At 64.3% G+C, this 19153-nt stretch carries 17 protein-coding genes and 1 tRNA gene; 6 read left to right on the top strand and 12 right to left on the bottom strand.

The features are described 5' to 3' along the window. Positions 1–274: 274 nt before the first annotated feature. Positions 275–351 (top strand) — tRNA-Met (locus EOA78_RS29540). A gap of 229 nt (positions 352–580) precedes the next feature. On the opposite strand, the gene ftsZ is transcribed toward EOA78_RS29540, so the two are convergent. Next, positions 581–1588: a cell division protein FtsZ gene (ftsZ, locus tag EOA78_RS29535; RefSeq protein ID WP_127318591.1), complete on the bottom strand. Its 1008-nt coding sequence runs from the start codon at positions 1586–1588 to the stop codon at positions 581–583. Between the two features lie 206 nt (positions 1589–1794). Continuing rightward, the gene (locus EOA78_RS29530; protein ID WP_127318589.1) at positions 1795–2580 is read right to left on the bottom strand and encodes an SDR family oxidoreductase; all 786 of its coding nucleotides are present in this window, start codon (positions 2578–2580) and stop codon (positions 1795–1797) included. Between the two features lie 75 nt (positions 2581–2655). On the opposite strand from EOA78_RS29530, the gene uxuA reads away from it, so the two are divergent. Beyond that, positions 2656–3840, top strand: a complete 1185-nt coding sequence (gene uxuA / locus EOA78_RS29525; RefSeq protein WP_127318587.1) for a mannonate dehydratase — start codon at positions 2656–2658, stop codon at positions 3838–3840. 22 nt (positions 3841–3862) lie between these two features. On the opposite strand, the gene EOA78_RS29520 is transcribed toward uxuA, so the two are convergent. From EOA78_RS29520 to EOA78_RS29495, 6 genes are all read right to left on the bottom strand, one after another. After that, positions 3863–4756, bottom strand: a complete 894-nt coding sequence (locus EOA78_RS29520) for a sugar phosphate isomerase/epimerase (RefSeq protein WP_127318585.1) — start codon at positions 4754–4756, stop codon at positions 3863–3865. 125 nt (positions 4757–4881) lie between these two features. Further along, positions 4882–5820, bottom strand: coding sequence for an ABC transporter substrate-binding protein (locus EOA78_RS29515; RefSeq protein WP_029348335.1), 939 nt, complete (start codon positions 5818–5820; stop codon positions 4882–4884). Between the two features lie 78 nt (positions 5821–5898). Beyond that, the gene (locus tag EOA78_RS29510; RefSeq protein WP_127318583.1) at positions 5899–6897 is read right to left on the bottom strand and encodes a ribose ABC transporter permease; all 999 of its coding nucleotides are present in this window, start codon (positions 6895–6897) and stop codon (positions 5899–5901) included. Next, positions 6897–8438: a sugar ABC transporter ATP-binding protein gene (locus tag EOA78_RS29505; RefSeq protein WP_127318581.1), complete on the bottom strand. Its 1542-nt coding sequence runs from the start codon at positions 8436–8438 to the stop codon at positions 6897–6899. The genes EOA78_RS29510 and EOA78_RS29505 overlap by 1 nt, the downstream gene beginning before the upstream one ends. Next, the gene (locus EOA78_RS29500) at positions 8435–9814 is read right to left on the bottom strand and encodes a carbohydrate kinase (protein WP_127318579.1); all 1380 of its coding nucleotides are present in this window, start codon (positions 9812–9814) and stop codon (positions 8435–8437) included. Before EOA78_RS29500 ends, EOA78_RS29505 begins: the two co-directional genes overlap by 4 nt. Then, positions 9811–10593 (bottom strand): DeoR/GlpR family DNA-binding transcription regulator, encoded by a 783-nt coding sequence (locus tag EOA78_RS29495; RefSeq protein WP_127318577.1) that lies wholly within the window; start codon positions 10591–10593, stop codon positions 9811–9813. The genes EOA78_RS29500 and EOA78_RS29495 overlap by 4 nt, the downstream gene beginning before the upstream one ends. A 200-nt stretch (positions 10594–10793) precedes the next feature. Between EOA78_RS29495 and EOA78_RS29490 the strand changes: the two genes are divergently transcribed. The 4 genes from EOA78_RS29490 to ggt all read left to right on the top strand — a co-directional run bounded on the left by EOA78_RS29490 (position 10794) and on the right by ggt (position 15720). Continuing rightward, positions 10794–11837 (top strand): class II aldolase/adducin family protein, encoded by a 1044-nt coding sequence (locus EOA78_RS29490; RefSeq protein WP_127318575.1) that lies wholly within the window; start codon positions 10794–10796, stop codon positions 11835–11837. Between the two features lies 1 nt (position 11838). After that, positions 11839–13155 (top strand): FGGY-family carbohydrate kinase, encoded by a 1317-nt coding sequence (locus tag EOA78_RS29485; protein ID WP_127318573.1) that lies wholly within the window; start codon positions 11839–11841, stop codon positions 13153–13155. Then, positions 13152–14006 (top strand): TIGR01459 family HAD-type hydrolase, encoded by an 855-nt coding sequence (locus EOA78_RS29480; RefSeq protein ID WP_127318571.1) that lies wholly within the window; start codon positions 13152–13154, stop codon positions 14004–14006. The genes EOA78_RS29485 and EOA78_RS29480 overlap by 4 nt, the downstream gene beginning before the upstream one ends. Before the next feature lie 127 nt (positions 14007–14133). Continuing rightward, a complete protein-coding gene (ggt, locus tag EOA78_RS29475) occupies positions 14134–15720 on the top strand; it encodes a gamma-glutamyltransferase (RefSeq protein WP_127318569.1) in 1587 nt (528 codons plus the stop codon). Here the strand turns inward: ggt and EOA78_RS29470 are convergent. Genes EOA78_RS29470 through EOA78_RS29455 form a run of 4 tightly spaced genes read right to left on the bottom strand, consistent with a single transcriptional unit; the run spans position 15714 to position 19151 of the window. Next, positions 15714–16520, bottom strand: coding sequence for an ATP-binding cassette domain-containing protein (locus tag EOA78_RS29470; protein ID WP_164783995.1), 807 nt, complete (start codon positions 16518–16520; stop codon positions 15714–15716). The genes ggt and EOA78_RS29470 overlap by 7 nt on opposite strands. Next, on the bottom strand, positions 16517–17398 hold the full coding sequence (locus tag EOA78_RS29465) for an ABC transporter ATP-binding protein (RefSeq protein ID WP_164783994.1): 882 nt from the start codon (positions 17396–17398) through the stop codon (positions 16517–16519). The genes EOA78_RS29470 and EOA78_RS29465 overlap by 4 nt, the downstream gene beginning before the upstream one ends. Continuing rightward, positions 17395–18225: an ABC transporter permease gene (locus EOA78_RS29460; protein ID WP_127318567.1), complete on the bottom strand. Its 831-nt coding sequence runs from the start codon at positions 18223–18225 to the stop codon at positions 17395–17397. The genes EOA78_RS29465 and EOA78_RS29460 overlap by 4 nt, the downstream gene beginning before the upstream one ends. Beyond that, on the bottom strand, positions 18222–19151 hold the full coding sequence (locus EOA78_RS29455; protein ID WP_245477817.1) for an ABC transporter permease: 930 nt from the start codon (positions 19149–19151) through the stop codon (positions 18222–18224). Before EOA78_RS29455 ends, EOA78_RS29460 begins: the two co-directional genes overlap by 4 nt. Positions 19152–19153 lie beyond the last annotated feature (2 nt).

Below are 19153 nucleotides of genomic sequence, written 5' to 3'. Positions count from 1 at the left end.
AGACGCGGGAGAGTAGGTCGCTGCCAGGTCTGCAAAACGCACGTCGCAAGAATCCAAATCTTCTCCTTACAAAACAGGCCCGCCAATCGCGAGCTCGGGCCGCGCAAGCGGCCCTTTCCATTTGGCGCAAGCTTGAATCCAGTAGGCCAAGGCCTACTTCTGAAGTTGACCCGGGGTCGAGCAGCGCCCCGTCCGCCCGCAAAAGGCCGAAGGCCTCGAGGACGGACAAAACCAAAAGTCCGGGCTGCCCGGCCGGCATTCGCCGTCTGGTTGACGCGGGGTGGAGCAGCCCGGTAGCTCGTCAGGCTCATAACCTGAAGGTCACAGGTTCAAATCCTGTCCCCGCAACCAAGTACACAAAACGGCCCGCCTCAGTGCGGGCCGTTTTGCGTTCGGGCCTGGCGCAGTCGAGTTTGAAAGCCGACGCAGCGGGACAGAGAAAGTCACATTTTCCGGCAACCAGTTTCGACATAAAGCCCCCAGCAATCTCAAATGGTTGCTGGGGTTTTTCTTTGATGCCCGCCACTTGCTCGCCCGACATTCCAACCGGCGCTGCGACGCCTGAATTTCCTTTTGCCGCTCAATTCACACGGCTTTCCAACCCCGCCGTCAGCGGTATCTCGAGCCCGCGCCGCAATCCCGTCGCAACGACCGACACCCTGAATTTTCCGGCGAGCGCCTTGTCGAAAATGGCGCCGACGATGATATCGGCGTCGGCGTCGACCTCCTCGCGGATGCGGGTGGCGGCTTCGTCGACCTCGAACAGCGTCATATCAGTGCCACCCGATATCGAGACAAGGACGCCCTTGGCGCCCATCATCGACGCTTCGTCGAGAAGCGGGTTTGCGATCGCTGCTTCGGCCGCCTTCCTGGCGCGGTCCTCCCCGGTGGCTTCGCCGGTTCCCATCATCGCGCGACCCATGTCGCGCATCACCGACTTCACATCGGCAAAGTCGAGATTGATCAGCCCTTCCTTGACGATGAGATCGGTGATGCAGCCGACGCCGGCGTAGAGGACGCGGTCCGCCATGGCGAACGCGTCCGCGAAGGTCGTCCTGGCATCGGCGATCCTGAAGAGGTTCTGGTTCGGGATGACGATGACGGTATCGGCGCTTTCGCGCAGCCGCTCGATGCCCTCATTGGCGGCATGCATTCGACGGTTCCCTTCGAAGACGAACGGCTTGGTGACGACGGCCACGGTCAGTATTCCCGCGTTGCGCGCGGCCTGCGCTATGACCGGTGCTGCACCAGTTCCAGTTCCGCCTCCCATACCCGCGGTCACGAAACACATATGCGTTCCCGCAAGATGGTCCATGATTTCGTCGATCGATTCCACGGCCGCGGCATGGCCGACCTCGGGCAGGGATCCTGCACCAAGGCCTTCGGTGACGTGCGCTCCCAACTGGATCAGCCGCGTTGCCTTCGACATGGTGAGCGCCTGGGCATCGGTGTTGGCGACGATAAATTCGGTGCCCTGCAAGCCTTCGGCGATCATGTTGTTGATGGCGTTGCCGCCACCGCCGCCAACCCCGATGACGGATATTTTGGGCCTCATCTCCGAGATTGCCGGCCTCGTTGCAGTGTTCATTTGCCGTCTCTCCCCTTGAAGGCGCCAGCGCAGCGGTCGGTGGAAGGCTTACTCCTGGCGCACTGCTAAGACTTTGGACAGTGAGCGAATCAGGACAGCCCAGCGTAACCAAGGGAATCAGACGGTTGAACCGGCTGCAAGTGCAGTATGCAAACTCGCGCATGTTAAGCGCCCTTGGTTTGCCGGCCGAGACCGATCTTCCTGTTCTACTTGACGCCGATGCCGGCCGTCAGGCCGCCATCGATCCTGTAGTCCGCACCGGTGCAGAACCCGGCTTTCGACGAACACAGAAAGGCGATGAGTTCCGCCACTTCCTCCGGCTCGCCGATGCGCCCGATGGGGTGGGCTTCGCCGAAGCGCCTGTAGGCGGCCTCGACATCGGCGTCGGTGCCATTCTCGCCGCGCGCCGCCCTTTCCAGGATCGGGGTGCGGATCGAGCCCGGGCTGACGGAATTGACGCGAATGCCGGAGCGCGCGTAGTCAAGCGCCAGGGAGCGCGTCAGGGTGTGGATGGCGCCCTTGGTCGTAGCATAGGCGGCGACGTTCTGCTGGCAGGCGAAGCCCTGCACCGAAGCCACGTTGACGATGGCGCCGCCGCCTCTCTTCATCATCTCGGGAATACCGAAATGCGCGGTCAGGTAGATCGAGCCGACATTGACGGACATCGCCTGGTTCCAGGTGTCGAAATCGGTGCTGGTCGCCGTTCCATACGGATGGACCGCCGCGGAATTGACGATGACATCGAGGCCGCCGAACCGCTCGACACCGGCCGTGACCGCGTCGCGAACCTGATCCGGCACGGAGACGTCGACGGCCATGACCAGCGCCTCGGCGCCGGAGCTGTCCAGATCCGCTGTTATCGCAGCGTTGGCCGCGCGGTCGATGCCGCAGGCGATGATCGCCGCGCCGCCCGCCGCAAGACGTCTGGCAGTTGCGAGGCCGATCCCGGTCGTCCCCGTCACCAGAGCGATCTTGCCGTCGAAGTCCTTCATTGCGCAAACTCCTTTAATTTGACTTCCATTGTGGCCCAACAATACGGTTCTGTTTTACCGCAAAGGAAAGCCTCGATGGAACAATGCTGGCGCTGGTATGGCCCTGACGACCCGGTAACGCTCGATCATGTCAAGCAGGCCGGAGCCACGGGCGTTGTATCCGCCCTGCATAATATCTATGACGGCCGCGCCTGGCCTTTGACGGACATCCTGGAGCGCAAGCGGATCATCGAGGCCGAAGGGCTGACCTGGTCTGTCGTGGAGAGCATTCCCGTCCACAATTCGATCAAGATCGGCTCGGCGGAACGGGTTCGCTATGTTGGCTGGTACAAGGACACGATCCGTGCGCTGGCGAAAGCCGGCATAAAGACCATCTGCTACAATTTCATGCCTGTGGTCGACTGGACCCGCACCGACCTTGCATATCGTCTTCCAACGACGGGCTACGCCCTGCGGTTCGATGCGATCGATTTTGCCGCATACGACCTTTTCGTCCTGAAGCGAAGGAATGCCGAAGCCAGCTACAGCGCGGTACGTATCGCCGAAGCGGAATCGCGACTGAAGGAACTGAGCGAAGAGCAGATCGACAGGATCGAGCGCAATCTCATTGCCGGGCTGCCGGCGACCGAGCGCAGCTACGTCAGGGACAGTTTTCGCGAGGCATTGGCGGAATATGACTCGATCGGGCCGAAGGAATTGCGCGACAATCTCGCCTGGTTTTTGCGCGAGATCATTCCGGCGGCCGAGCAGGAGGGAGTGCGCATGTGCATCCATCCCGATGACCCGCCATTCTCGCTTTATGGCTTGCCACGGGTCGTTTCGACCGCCGAGGACGCGCGTTTCATCCTCAGCGCCGTCGACAGCCCAGCAAACGGCCTGACATTCTGCACCGGCTCCTACGGTACGCGCGCAGACAACGACATTGTCGGCATGGTCAAGGAATTCGCCGACCGGATCCATTTCGTCCATCTGCGCAATGTAACCATCGAGGATGACGGCTCCTTCCATGAAGCCGAGCATCTGGAGGGCGGCACCGACATGACGCATGTCATCCTCGCTTTGATGCAGGAAGAAACGCGCCGCAGTAGGGAAGGCCGCGCCGACTGGCGGATTCCCATGCGTCCTGATCATGGCCATCTGCTCGCCGACGATATCGGCAAGACCAGGATCAACCCCGGCTACTCATTGATCGGTCGGCTGAAGGGCCTCGCCGAACTGCGCGGCATCATGCGCGCCGTGGAACGTTTTGATCTGGCCTAAGGATCGCAAATGGGAAGTGGTGCTAAGGTCGATGGCTTGATGAAACAAGCTCGGCCTTGCGCCGTGCCGTCTCCAGCCCAATCGCAATGAAGCGGCGCGCATGCCGGGCCAGTTCCATATTGTCGGTCCACAGATTGCGCCAGATGGCGGTTTTCTTCGACAGGTTCTCGTCGACGATCTCCGATGAGAAGGATTCGAAGCTGAGGTCGTCGCTATGGCCGATCGCGGTCAGCGCATCGAAGATCGCGGCGAAGTCGATGTTGCCGGTGCCGAGGAAGCCGCGATGGCTCTCGCCGATATGGACATAGCCGATCTTCTTCGCGGCGTGGCGGATGGCCAGCCCGACATCGGCCTCCTCGATATTCATGTGGAAAGTGTCGAGATGCAGGAAGATGTTGTCTGAGCCGGTGTCCTCGATGAAGGCTAGCCCTTGTGCGGCGGTGTTGAGCAGATTGCTCTCGAAGCGGTTGACGATCTCAAGGTTGAGCGTGACGCCGGCGGCCTTGGCGGTCTCCGCGACCTTGGCGAGCGTGGCAGCACTGCGGTTCCATTGATCGCGTGTCGGCGCCTCAGTCTGCAATCCGTGGCTGGTGCTGAGGATGCCGGCGACCTTCCGGCCGCCGAGATCGCGGGTGAGCGCGATCGTACGGTTCAGGATTTCGACGCCGTGCGCCGCAATCGCCTTGTCGGCGCTTGAAATGTCGCCGTCGGCCGGCAGTCCGATGCTGATCGCCACGCCGAGATCGAGGTCGGCGATGCGCTTGGCCAGCCCGCCAACGTCGACATTGGCAGGGTCGAGATAGGAGAATTCGATCAGGTCGAAACCTGCCTCTTTGGTGTTGGCCAGCGTTCGTTCGAGGTCGCCTTGCGCCGAGCTCGCCGACCAGACGAAAGAATGGATTCCAATGCGCGACATGATCTCTCCTGCTGGTCGAGAGCATCGGACCCAAAAGTGGAAACCGGTTTTGGGAAAATCCGATGCTCAAACAAAAAACGGTGCGGCCGGTCGTCCCGGCCGCACCAGCCTTGGGAGGCTCTAAGCTAGCGGGCCGCCGTCCAGCCCTTGTAGTCCTTCAGGTTCTCGGCCGTGATCAGCTGCGGGTCGAGCAGCACCGTCGCCTCGGCCGGCTTTTTGCCGGCGAGCACTTCGGCCGCCATCTGCAGCGACTGGCCAGCCATGACGTAAGGATCTTGCGAGGCCGAGGCCTTGATCATCGAGGTGCCGGAAGAGAGTTCCTTCTCGATATCGGGCGCGCCGTCGACCGCGGTGAAGATGAACTCCGAGCGGTTGAGCTGCTTGGCCGCAAGCTGGGCGCCGATCGCTGTCGGATCGTTGATGGCGAACACTGCGTCGATCTTGTCGAAACGGGTCAGCAGCGACTGGAACACCTTGAGGCCGCCGTCGCGCGAGCCTTCGGCATTCTGGTCGTCGGAGAGGATCTTGATATCCGGGTGCTTCGCCAGCACGTCCTTGCAGCCCTTCACCCGCTCCAGGATCGACGACGATGCCGGGCCGTTCAGGATGACATAGTCACCCTTGCCGCCGGTATGGTCGACCAGATACTGGCAAGCCGCTTCGCCGGCCTTGACGTTGTTGGTCATCACTGTGACGTCGGCGCCCGGCGCCGAAACATCGAAAGCGGCAACCACGATGCCCGCCGCCTGCGCCTTCTTCACCGCCGGTGCGATCGCCTTGGCATCGACGGCGTTGAGCATGATCACGTCGACGCCGGCGGCGATGAAGGAGTCGACCTGCGAGACCTGCTTGTTGAGGTCGTAGTCGGCCGACACCGACGTCACCTCGACATTAGGGTTGATCTTCTTGGCGGCGTCCTCGATGCCCTTGATGGTGGCGACGAAGAACGGGTTGCCGAGCAGGCCGACCGAGATGCCGACCTTGTTCAGATCCTTGGCCGAAGCCGGTGCGATGACGACGGCCGCAAGGGCAACGCCGCAGAGCAGTTTAGCGATGGTCTTCATTGTTTTCCTCCTGATGCCCCGCGCCTCTCACGGTGCGTTACATGAAACCGGGTCGTTGACGCCGGCGACTAAGGTCAATCACGTTCTTGCTCCTGCCTGGAGCCTGTAGCGGTCGAGGGCGACCGCCACGATGATGACCAATCCCTTGATGATGTACTGCCAGATGTCCGAAACACCGGCCAAGATGAGCCCATTGGAGAGCACCGCGATGATCAGCCCGCCGATCAGCGTGCCCCAGATCGAACCGACGCCGCCGACAAAGCTGGTGCCGCCGAGAATGACCGCGGCAATGGCGTCGAGCTCATAGGACTGCCCAAGCTGCAGCCCATTGGCCGCATAGAGTCGGGCCGCCGACATGGCGCCGCCAAGGCCGGCCAGCAGGCCGGAAACGCCATAGACGAAGAGCAGCACCAGCGGCACCTTGATGCCGGTGAGGCGCGCGGCTTCGGCATTGCCGCCGACGGCATAGATCCAGGTGCCGAGCACGGTGCGCTTGAGTACCAGCCAGGACAGCACCACGACCGACAGAGCGATGATGACCAGCCAGGGAATGCCGAACAGCGAACCGTTGCCGATGAAGTCGAACGGCAGGTCAGAGTTGAACACTGTGGTGTCCTGGCCGAGCAGGCGGGCAACACCGCGCACGGCGGTCAGCGAACCCAGCGTGACGATAAAGGGCGGCAGCTTGATGTAGGCGACGAGCAGCCCATTGACGACGCCGAAGCCGAGGCCGACCAGAATGGCCGCTGGCACGCCGAGCATGCCCCACTCCGGCACCAGCGACACCATCACCGCCACCATCGCCGAGGCGGCAAGGATGGACCCGACGGACAGGTCGATGCCGCCGGTCAGGATGACGAAGGTCATGCCGGCCGCAAGCACGATGTTGATCGACGACTGCTGCGTGACGATCAACAGGTTGGTCTCGGTGAGGAAGCGCGGGTTCATGATCTGGAAGCCGGCCGCCAAAAGGATCAGGACCGGCAGCATGCCAAGGGCGGCGAAGGCGGTGCGCAGCCGCCGGCTCCTGCCGACAGCCTGGTCGCCCGCGCTCATCTCGGTTGCCTTGTCGGTCATCACTTGGCCGCTCCCGTTGCAAGTTCCATGATTGCTTCCTGACTGAGCAGCTGGCCGGCGGATGCCATAACTTCGCCAGCGATAGTGCCGTCGCGCATCACGAGCACGCGGTCGGCGACGCCGATCACCTCCGGCAGTTCGCTCGAGATCATCAGGATGGCGATGCCCTTCTTGGCGAGATCGTCGATCAGCCGGTAGATTTCGGACTTCGCCCCGACATCGACGCCGCGAGTCGGCTCGTCGAGGATGAGGACCCGCGGCTCGGTTTCGAGCAGGCGGGCGAGCAGCACCTTCTGCTGGTTGCCGCCCGACAGCGAGCCGGCATTGGCGTGCACCGACCTGGTGCGGATGGAGAGGTCGGAAACGGCCTTGGCGGCGCGCCTTTCGGCCATGGCGAAGTCGCGCAAGCCGCCGGCCTGCGCGTCCCTTGCGAGCACGCCCATGCTGATATTGTCGGAAATCGACATGTCGAGGAACAGACCGAGTTCCTTGCGGTCTTCGGTGAGATAGGCGATGCCGGCGTCCAGCGCCTCGCGCGGCGAGCCGATGGCTATCGGCTTGCCGTCGAGTTCCAGCGTGCCTGATGTGTGCCTGTCGGCACCGAAGATCAGCCGTGCGAGCTCGGTTCGGCCCGAGCCGACCAGGCCCGCCAGCGCCAAGACTTCGCCCTTGTGCAGGTCGAAGGAACAGTCCTTCAAAAGATTGCCGTCCGACATGCCCTGCACCGACAGTGCAATCGCGCGCTTGCTGTCCGGCGGGCGGTGATCCTTCTTGTAGAAGGCGGACAGATCACGGCCAACCATCATCGAAACGAGGCGCGAGGCGTTCAGATCGGCGCGGTCGAGCGTGCCGACATAGCCGCTGTCGCGCAGCACGCTAACACGGTCGGCAAGCTGGTAGACCTCTTCCATCCGGTGGCTGATGTAGATGATGGCGATGCCCTGCGACTTCAGCGTCGCAATGACCTCGAACAACCTTTCCGTCTCGCGCGAGGTCAGCGAGGTGGTCGGCTCGTCCATGACGATGATGCGCGCGCTGGTCGACAGCGCGCGAGCGATCTCGACCAGCTGGCGTTCGCCGAGCGACAGGCTGGAGACCGAGGCCCGCGCCGAGAAAGAGACGCCGAGCCGCGCGATGATCTCGTCAGTGCGCCGATTGCACTGATCGCGGTCGACGATGCCGAACCGTCTCGGCTCGTTGCCGAGGAAGATGTTCTGCGCAACCGTCAGGTTGGGTGCCAGCGACAGCTCCTGATAAATGACCGCAATGCCGTTGGCGCGCGCCTTGATCGGGTCGCCGGTCGCAACCGGTGTGCCGTCGATCAGGATATCGCCGCCTGGATCCGGCCGATAGGCGCCGGACAGCACCTTCATCAGCGTCGACTTGCCGGCGCCGTTTTCGCCCATCAGCGCGTGCAGTTCGCCGGCGTGGACGGTCAGCGACACGTCCTGCAAGGCGCGGATCGGGCCGAACGTCTTGGAGATGTGCCGCATCTCCAGCATCGGCTGGCGCGCCGTCTCGATTTGGGCAGCGGCGGTCATCGTGCACCTCGCGCTGCAGTTTCAACGATGCCTCGATCGCCGGAGAGGCCGCGCCAGCTGTCGCGGTAGCCAGCAAGATCAGCGAAGCCGGAGGCGCGCACCGGCTCCGGCGCCTCGGCGGCAAATTCGCGTCCAACACTCTCGAAGGCAAGAGCCGCCGCTCCGGTGGCGCTGCCCTCCAGCGTGGCGCCCTGCATGAAGGACTGGCCGGGGCGCAGCTGCGCCAGCAGGGCGGCGAGCACGCCGCCACTGTTCAGCCCGCCATCGACGATTACGGTATCGTTCGAATGGATCAGGTCGAGACACAGATCGACCATCAGTGCGACATAGAGCAGCGCCACAGCCGCGCGCTCCTCCGCGTTGGGTGTGCGCCCGACCAATTCGCCGGGATGGCCAGGCATCGGCCCGCCCGGGGCGAAACCAGGCAGCGCCATGATGCCGGCGTCGATCACCTGCTGTACCGAGGAGCGAGCGATTGCGCCTTGCCAGCCGGCGCTGATTGTCGCGAATTCACGGCCGCCCATGAAACGGATGGTCGGCACCGGGCCAGCATCGACATCAACATTGACCAGCATGTCGCGGTCGCGGTCGAGCGCGTCGAGCGGGCAGTCCGGGTTGAGCACGACGACCCAGGTGCCGGTCGAGACGACTGTGACCGGCCCAAGCTCCTGCCGGCGATAGGCATGGAGCGCCGCATTGCTGTCATGGACACCGTTGTGGATGGCAATCGGCCGTGTTGCCCCGCCGAGGCGCCGCTCGCCGATGACAGCTCCGGCACGCTCAAAGGCGGGCATCTGGCCGCGCCAGCCCTCGGCGTCGACCAGTGAACTGAAATCGCGCTTGCGCGGCGCCCACAGATGCGAGTGACAGCCGAGATAGGACACTTCCGAGACCGCCCGGCCGCCAAAGCGCCAGCTCCAGTATTGCGGATAGCCGAGGATCGATTTCGCGGCATCGAATGTGCTGGGTTGCACCGCCTTCAGCCACAGCATGTGGCGACCATAGTTGAAGCCGAGCGGCAGGAGCGGCGAGAAAGTCTCGGCAAAATCCGGAATGCGGCGATCGATCTGCGCGGCGATCTCAGCCGGTGGCTCCTGCTCGTAGTCGAGAATCGGATGCGTCAGCGCCGCATCGTCGACCAGGGCAAAGGTGCAGCCATGGCCCGAAACCATCAATCCTTCCACACCATGATTGTCGACCGCTTCGCCGACGGCGCGAGCCGCCCAATCGTGAAGGGCTGTCTCGTCGAGCACACTGAAGCCGCCTTTGCACGTCCAGTTTGGCTGAGTCCGGCGCTCATCGAGAATCTGCCCGTCCTGACCAAAGACGAAGAGCTTCGAGTTGGTCTTGCCGAAGTCGAGGACGGCCACCTTCACTGCAGGGCTCCAGAGGCAGAGGCGATCCGCACCATGACGCCGGCGTCTTCGAGCATGCGTGCATCGGCATCGGACAGGCCGTCATCGGTCACCAGCGTGCCGATGCGGGACAGAGGCAGCGCGACGTTGCGCGCGTGGATCGACAGTTTGCGGCTGTCGGCCAGCACCACGATCTGGTCGGCGCATAGGCTGAGTTCGACGATGGAGCGGACCAGCAGCGGATGCGATTCCAGCACGCCCTCCGGGCCGATGCCTTGCGCGCCAAGAAAGAATTTCGACGCATAGAACGGCACCGCCTGGGTGAGCGAATGGATGATGCCAGGCTCGCGATGAAGCTCACCGCCGGCGATGGTTAGGCTGCAATGACCGTGGTCGCTCAAATAGGCGATGAGCGGCATCGAGTTGGTGTAGAGCCGGATGTTGCGGTCGGCGAGCTTGGCGCCGAGGTGGAAACAGGTCGAACCGCCATGCACGATGATGGCGTCGCCATCGCGCACCATGGTCGCGGCGAGAGCCGCGATCTGCCGCTTGGCTTCGACTGCGAGATCGCGGTTCTCGTCATAGGGCCTGGCATAGGCGACGCCCGCCTGAGAGGCGCCATCGAGCGCCGAGATGCCGCCATAGACCTTTCGTGCTTCACCGGCCTCATCGATCTTGTCGATGTCGCGCCGCACCGTCGCAGCCGACACGCCGAGCCGCTCTTGGAGCTCGCGCACTGAGGCGAAGGGGCGATCCCGCAACAACTCGACGATCTGTCGCTGGCGGCCGGAGTCGCTCAACGGATACCCTCCCGAAATGCCATTTTGCCACGGCAATTGGTGCAAGTTACTCAACACAGATTAGATTGCAAGCTCGATTTGACGAAATGAGATCACTATTGACGTAACTTACTCGTATCTGCGATACCAGCATCACTCCTTATCCCGGCAGCGGGATATCCAAAGCCGTGGCCACGCGGCCGGTTTCTGAAGGAATTTCGATGGCAAACTATGCGGATGCGCAGGAATTGGCTACTTTGCGGTCGCTTTCGGCCAGCATCGGGCGCGACCCGCATTTGACCCAGGCCGCGGGCGGCAACACTTCGCTGAAGGCTGGCGACACGCTCTGGATCAAGGCTTCCGGTACTTGGTTGAAGAATGCGCTCGCCGAAGACATTATGGTTCCCGTGGCGATCGCCCCGCTGCTCAGGGCTGTCGAACAGCGCGACCCAGCCGCCGATCAGCCGCAGGGTTTCGCCATCGAGGCGCTCAACACACGCAGGCTGCGCCCGTCCATCGAGACCACTGTTCACGCCCTGATGCCGCAGCGAGTGGTTCTGCATGTTCACTGTGTCGACACCATCTCCCTTGCCGTGCAGGCCGACTGCGAGGCTCAAATCGCCAAGCGCCTCGATGGTCTCGAATGGGCGTATGTTCCCTATCGCCGGCCGGGCCTGCCGCTCGCCCAAGGCATTGCCGAGCGCCTTCGGCCTGGGGTCGATGTGCTGATCCTTGCCAATCACGGCCTGGTCGTCGCAGCCGAGACCGTCGCCGGCGCCGAAGCGCTGCTGCGCCGCGTCACAGGGCTGCTGGCGCGGCCGCCCCGCGAGGTGGCGGAGCCCAACCTTGCTGCATTGACGGCGCTCATCGGACGCACCGGTTACAGGTTGCCGGCGGATGTCGAAGCGCATGCGGCCGCGATCGATCCGGAAAGCTGCCGCATGGCGTCGGGGGGCAGCCTCTATCCCGATCACGTCATCTTTCTCGGCCAGGGTTCGGTCGTGGCGAGACCCGGCGAGGACGTGAAGCGTGTCACCGAACGGTGCGACAGTGCACCGGTGGGAATCCTGTTCCCCGGGCTTGGCGTGCTGATGCGCGGCGACGCGAGTGGCGGCGCCGACGCCATGCAACGCTGCCTTGCCGACGTGACGGCGCGGGTCGATGTCGCGGCGAAGCTTAACTATCTGACCGCCGCCGAGAACGACGAACTGATCAACTGGGACGCCGAGCAGTACCGCCAGAAACTCAATGCAGCCGGCAGCTGACATGGCGCGTTTGATCGGCCCGCTTTCGATCGACCCGCTTTCGATCGGCCCCCTTTCGATCGGCATCGACATCGGCACATCAGGTGCGCGCGCCGTCGCCATGCGCCCGGACTTTTCGATTGCCGCGCGTTCCGCCGTCCCACTCGACAGATTTGGCCAGAACGCCCGCGACCCCTCAGTGTGGTGGTCAGCGGTCGGCGCGGCGCTGACCGAACTGCTTTCAGGCATCGATCGCGCGGCGGTCCGGTCGATTGCCGTCGACGGCACTTCGGGCACGCTGCTGCCGGTCGACGGCGCCGGGCGGCCGCTGGCCGAGCCGCTGATGTACAATGACAAGGTTGACGATGACGCCATTCTGGCCGTGATCGCGCGCGAGGCGCCGGCAGCGAGCGCTGCACTTGGGGCGACGTCCGGTCTCGCCAAGGCGCTGTCGTTCCAGCGCCAGCCCGGCGTTGCCGCGGTGCTGCATCAGGCCGACTGGATCGCGGCACAGTTCTCCGGCCGCTTTGATATCAGCGACGAGAACAATGCTCTGAAAACCGGTTACGACGTCGAGGCCCGCTGCTGGCCGGACTGGATCGCGGCGACCGGCATGCGCGTGGAACTCCTGCCTCGCGTCGTCAAGCCCGGCGACATCACGGGAACGCTCTCCGCGAGCGCTGCAGACCTATTCGGCCTGGCGCGCGACGTGGCCGTGGTCGCCGGGACGACGGATGGCTGCGCGTCGTTCCTGGCGACGGGCGCTGCGGCAGTTGGCGACGGCGTCACTGCGCTGGGATCCTCGCTGACCATCAAGATTCTCTCCGACCGGCCGATCTCGGCGCCGCAGTTCGGCATCTATAGTCACCGGCTGGGAGATGCCTATCTGGCGGGTGGTGCGTCGAATTCGGGCGGCAAGGTGCTGGCGCAGCATTTTCCCCTCGCGCGCATCATCGAGTTGAGTGCGGCGATCGACCCCATGACGGAGACCGGCCTCGACTATTATCCGCTTCCCGCGGTCGGCGAACGCTTTCCGATCGCCGATCCTGCTCTGCCGCCACGCCTGACGCCGCGGCCTGCGGACGATGCCGACTATCTGAAAGGAATGTTGGAAGGCATTGCCGAGATCGAGGCGCTCGGCTATCGCCGGCTTGCCGAGCTCGGCGCGCCCCGATTGACATCTGTCAGAAGTGTCGGCGGCGGTGCGGCAAACGCCGCCTGGACCGCGATCCGGCAGCGCAAACTGGGCGTTGATTTTCTGCCGGCGCTTTCGGACGAGGCGGCAGCCGGCACGGCGCGGCTGGCGCTGATGGGCGCAATCGAAGCGGGGCTTTTGTGATCACGAAGACAGTTGAACATGTCGATGGCATCGGAGCGCTGGTTGAGCGCTATCAGGTGTTCCTGCTCGATCAGTTCGGCGTGCTGCACGATGGTACAAACCCTTATCCGGGCGCTGTGGAGGCATTGTCGGCGCTGAAGCGCGCAGGCAGGACGATTGTGCTGGTCTCGAACTCGGGCAGGCGCGCGCGGCCCAACGAAGCCCGCTTGCTGAAGCTCGGCTTCGAACCAGGAAGCTGGGATCAATTTGTCTCTTCCGGCGAGATCGCGTGGCGGTCCTTTCACGAAATGGCGACATCCGGAAAGCTGCGCCCAAACACAAAGTGCCTACTGATCAGCCGCGAGGGCGATCGCTCGGCGATTGAAGGCCTGCCTTTCGCGTTGACCGGTGACGGCGACGATGCCGAGTTGGTGCTGATCGCCGCCAGTGAGGGCGATCGCTACGACATCGATCACTATCGCAGACTTTTTGCACCGGCAGCAATGCGGCAGGTGCCGTGCTTCTGCACCAACCCCGACAAGATCATGCTGACCGCCGTGGGGCCTCGCTTTGGCGCCGGTCAGCTTGCGGATCTCTATGAGGGCCTCGGCGGCAGCGTCACCCGTATCGGTAAGCCCTATACCCCGATCTTCGACGCCGCGCTGGCGCTGGCGGGCAACCCGGACCGAAGCAGCGTGGTCTGTGTCGGCGACAGCGTCGAACACGATGTCGCCGGTGGAATTGGCGCCGGCGTGGCGACTGCGCTGGTCTTGTCCGGAATATTGGCTGACACCCCTGACCTGGCCGAGCTTTTCGACAGTCTGGATGCCTACCCCGATTACACCACGGATGTTTTTAAATTCGCGGATTGAGGCCGGTAATTTCTGAGGGCTGAGCGCTGCCACGGCAATGATACTGTCGGTCGTGGTGCTCGGTGGCGCAGCCCTTTGGCTGCCGGTGCCAGTTCACATCTGGTTGGTCGGAGGCTATTGATCCTGCATGCGTGATTTTCAACTCCCCGGTCGGTCGCCGGTTCGTGCGACGGAAGCGATGGCCGCGACATCGCACCCTCTGGCGACACTGGCGGCGCTCGAGATGCTGCGGTCCGGCGGTAACGCGATGGATGCAGCCGTGTGCGCGGCGGCGGTGCAGGCGGTCGTCGAGCCGCAATCGACCGGTATCGGCGGCGACTGTTTTGTCCTCTACTGCCCCAACGGCCAAGGCGAGGTTCTGGCCTTCAACGGCTCCGGCCGCGCACCTGCGTCAGCGACGGCTGAATGGTATCTGGACAGGGGGCATGTCGAACTGCCCGAGTCCGGTCCGCACGCGGTCACCGTGCCGGGCGCCGTCGACGCCTGGTGCCGGCTGCTCGAGAATCACGGCAGAAAGGGCATCGACGCCGCGCTCGCACCTGCCATACGCTACGCCGAACAGGGCTACGTCGTCCAAGATCGCGTTGCCTTCGACTGGGCTGAAAGTGCTGCCTTGCTGGCCGCTGACGAACATGCGGCGCGGATATTTCTGCCGGATGGAAGGGCGCCGCAGGCAGGCGAGTTGCACCGGCAGCCGCAACTGGCCGAAACCTTGCGCATCGTCTCGCGCCGTGGCCGCGCCGGCTTTTACGAAGGCGAGGTCGCCGACGACATGGTGGCGCGTTTGCGTGCTCTCGGTGGGCTGCATGCGCTCGAGGATTTCGCGGCGACGCAGGGCGAATATGTCAGGCCAGTCGGCACATCCTACCGAGGCTACGACATCCATCAGATGCCGCCGAACAACCAGGGGCTGACGGCACTGATCATGCTGAATGTGCTGTCGGGCTGCTCGCTCGGCTCACTGGAACCGAACGGCGCCGAGCGCTTTCACCTCGAGATCGAGGCTGGGCGGCTTGCCTATCAGGACCGCGACAATTTCATCGGCGACCAGAACCACGTCCATGTTCCGGTTGAGCAGTTGTTGTCCAGATCCCATGCGGACCGGCTCCGCGCCGAGATCGATCCGGCGCGTGCGATGACGCATCTGCCTCGGCTTGAGCTTCAGCCGAGCGATACCGTTTACATCTCCGTGGTCGACCGCGATCGTAATGCGGTCAGCTTCATCAACTCGACCTTTGGTTCGTTCGGCAGCGGGGTGGTCGGCCCGAGCACCGGCGTCGTCCTGCAGAACCGCGGCAGCAGCTTCCGCCTGGCGGCGGACCACCCAAACCGCATCGCACCGGGAAAACGCCCCATGCACACCATTATGCCGGGCATGGTGACAGCCAAGGGCCGGGCGATCATGCCGTTCGGCGTGATGGGCGGCGGCTACCAGCCGTTCGGCCATGTCCACCTGCTCACCAACATTATCGATTTCGGCATGGACCCGCAGGAGGCGCTGGATGCGCCGAGGGTGTTTTACCGCCAGGACGCAGTGGAGGCGGAGCGTGGCGTTCCGGCCGAGGCGATCGCCGGCCTGCGCGAGCGAGGCCACGACGTGTCCATCCCAACCGAGCCGCATGGCGGCGGCCAACTGGTGCTGATCGACTGGGACAAGGGCACGCTTACCGGCGCGTCCGATCCACGCAAGGATGGTTGCGCGCTGGGTTACTGACGATCGGCCGCGCCTTGCGTGCTGGTCCTGTTCAGTTTTGGCGCTGCCGTCACCAGCGCCTTGCCGATCGTCGATTGCGGGGCACCGATGACCGCACGGGCGTTGCCGCTCTCGGCGACGCGGCCGGCGTCGAGGATGACGACACGATGGGCGATGGCGCTGATAACGCCGAGATCATGCGAAATGAACAGATAGGCGATCCGTTCCTCGCGCTGCAGATCGAGCAGCAATTGCAGGATCTGTCGACGCACCGATACGTCGAGCGCGGACACCGCTTCGTCGAGCACGATCAGCGACGGCTTTGTCGCGATGGCGCGAGCAATCGCGATGCGCTGGCGCTGGCCGCCCGAGATCTCGTGGATGGCGCGGCCGGCGAGATCAGCGCTCAGGCCGACGCGATCGAGCAGAGCGGCGATGCGGCGCGGGCGTTCTGATATGGTTGCGACGCCATGGATCCGCAGGGGATCGTCGAGCACGCGCGCTACCGTAGCTCGCGGGTTGAAGGCGGCGAGCGGGTCCTGGAACACCATTTGCAAACGCGCGCGCCGTGCGCGCAAGGCAGCGCCGTTCAAGGACAGGAAATCGCCGCCTTCGAACTCGATGCGGCCGGCGTCCGGTTCGATCAGCCGCAGCAGCAGCCGCGCGATGGTCGACTTGCCGCTGCCGGAAGGCCCGGCCAGTGCCAGCGTCTCGCCGGGCTCGATGTCGAAGGAAACATCATCGACGGCGGCGATTGTCTTGCCGCCGCGACGATATCGTTTGGTGAGGCCGGAAACAGCCAGCAATGGACGACGGCTCACCTCGATGCTCCTGCCGGCCGCAGCATTGGTTCGGCGTCGAGGCCGAGATGAGCGTCGAGCAGCGCTCTTGTATAGGCGTGGCGCGGGCTAGCAATGATCTGCGCCGTCGCACCGAGCTCGACCAGCTCGCCGTGCCGGAACACGGCGATGCGCTCGGCCAGCTCGGTGGCCAGCGCGATGTCGTGGCTGACGAACAGCAGCGTCATCCCGTCCTCGGCCACCAATTGCCGGATCAGCGCGACGATCTCGGCCTGCACGATGGTGTCCAACGCGCTGGTCGCCTCATCGGCGATCAGCAGTTTCGGACCTGCCGCGATCGCGGCGGCGATCGCTACGCGCTGCTTCTGGCCGCCGGAAAGCTGGTGCGGATAGGCGCGCAAGGCGGCATCGGGATCGGACAGGCGGACGCGTTCGAGCAGGGTTTTTGCCCAGGCATAGGATTGCGGCCAAGTAAGGCGGAGATGCGTGTGCGCAACTTCCGCGATCTGCTCGCCGACCGACATCACCGGATCGAGGCTTGCCGATGGGTCCTGGAAGACGAAGCCAATGTCGCGGCCGCCGAGGGGGGTGTGGGTGGACCGGGTAATGAATTCGGATGGCCGGCGTTCCTTCACGCCCCCCTCAGAGGGGGGTGCCTTGGCACCAACGGATGGCGACGATGGCAAAAACCAGTCAAGGCAGCCGTCGATCCTGGAGGAAGCCGGCAGCAGCCCGGCGATGGCCAGCGCCAGCGTGCTCTTGCCCGAGCCGCTCTCGCCGATGATGGCGAGGCGCTCGCCGGCGGCGACATCGAGGCTGACATGTTTCAGCGCCGCCACCTCGGCGCCATCGCGGCGATAGCTTACCGTCAAATCGCGGATCGAAAGCAGTGCCGTCACGACAGGCTCCTCCTCACCGCTGTCGTTTCGACGACGCCTTCGCCGGCGAGATAGACGCCGAGCACGGTCAGCACGAGCGCTACGCCCGGAATGATCGACAGGAAGGGCGCGGCGCGCAGCACGGTGCGACCTTCGGCGATCATGCCGCCCCAGGTCATGCGGTTCGGGTCGCCGAGACCGAGGAAGGACAATGCCGCTTCAGTAAGGATCGCCGCGGCGACGATCACCGACGACAATGCCAGCACCGGCGGCAATGCGTTGGGCAGCACTTCGCGAAAGGCGATCTCCAGCGGATGCATGCCGATGACGCGGGCGCCGGCGACAAAATCGCGCTCGCGGATCGACAGCACTTCGGCTCGCGCTACGCGCGCCGGACCGGTCCATGCGCCGAGCGCTATCGCCGCGACGACGACGCCGAGCGATGGCCCGACGACGCTGACGAAAGCCAGCGCCAGCAGGAAGCTCGGCACGGTCTGGAAGGCGTCAGTGATGCGCATAAGGACTTCGTCGACGAGGCCGCCGGTAAAGCCGGCCAGCGTGCCGACTATCGCGCCGACGGCAATGGCTGCGGCTGCCGCCGCCAGCCCGACTGCCAGCGAGGTGCGGGCGCCGTGGAAAAGTTCGGCCAGCACGTCACGGCCGAGCCGGTCGGTGCCGAGCGGCAGCGACCAGTCCTGAAAGGGCGGCAGCAATGCCGGCCCGGCAATGGCCTGCGGATCGCCGGGGAAGAACAGCGAGGCCGACAGCGCCATGGCAAACAGCGCCACCAGGATGATCGCGCCGGCGATCGCTTCCGGCGCCCGAAGAAAGCGGCGAAGCGGGTTCACGCGCTCGCCTCGTTGGCGCCGACGCGCGGATCGAGGAAGGCGTAGGCTATGTCGACGAGAAGGTTGATCACGACAACCAGAACGGCGCTGGTGAGAATGATGCCGAGCAGCAGCGGCGTGTCTCGCGCCGCCACTGCTTCCTGCGCCAGCCGGCCAAGGCCGGGCACGGAAAAGACGCTTTCGATGACGACGCTGCCGCCGAGCATCTGCGCCGATTGCAGGCCGAGCATGGTGACCAGCGGCAACAGCGCGTTGCGGGCAACGTGGGCGAGCACGATGCGGCGACGGGAAAGCCCTTTGGCGCGAGCGGCGAGGACAAAATCCTGTCGCCAGACCTCGGCCATGCCGGCGCGCATCATGCGCAGGTAGAGCGCGAGATAGATGAAGCCGAGTGCGGACACCGGCAGGACGAGATGGCTGGCGATATCAACCGCGCGGTCGAGGCCGGTCTTGGCCGACGCGATGCTCTCGATGCCGCCGATCGGGAACCAGCGCAGGTCGACGGCGAACACGATGATCAGCACCAGCCCGAGCCAGAAGCCGGGAACGGCATAGAGCGCCAGCGAACCGATCGACAGGAAACGGTCGCGAAAGCCGCCGGGCCTGGCGCCGGCATAGATGCCGAGTGCCGAGCCGAGCCCGAAGGAGAGCGCGGTGGCGCAGCCCATCAACAGCAGCGTGTTGGGCAGGCGTTCGAGGATGACGTCGCGGATCGGCCGCGAAAAGGTCACCGATTGGCCGAGGTCGAGATGCAGCAGCGCCCAGAGATAGTTGGCCAGCCGCGTCAGCGCCGACTGGTCGAGGCCCCAACGATGGCGCAGCAGTTCGATCATGCCGGCATCGCCGCCGGTCGAGGCGATATAGGCGTCGACCGCATCACCAGGCGCTGCTTCCAGCAAAAGGAAAGTGCCGATGACGACAATCAGCC

The sequence above is a fragment of the Mesorhizobium sp. M5C.F.Cr.IN.023.01.1.1 genome (assembly GCF_003997585.1).
GTDB classification, from domain to species: domain Bacteria; phylum Pseudomonadota; class Alphaproteobacteria; order Rhizobiales; family Rhizobiaceae; genus Mesorhizobium; species Mesorhizobium wenxiniae.
This window is presented reverse-complemented; position numbering and strand designations above follow the sequence as displayed.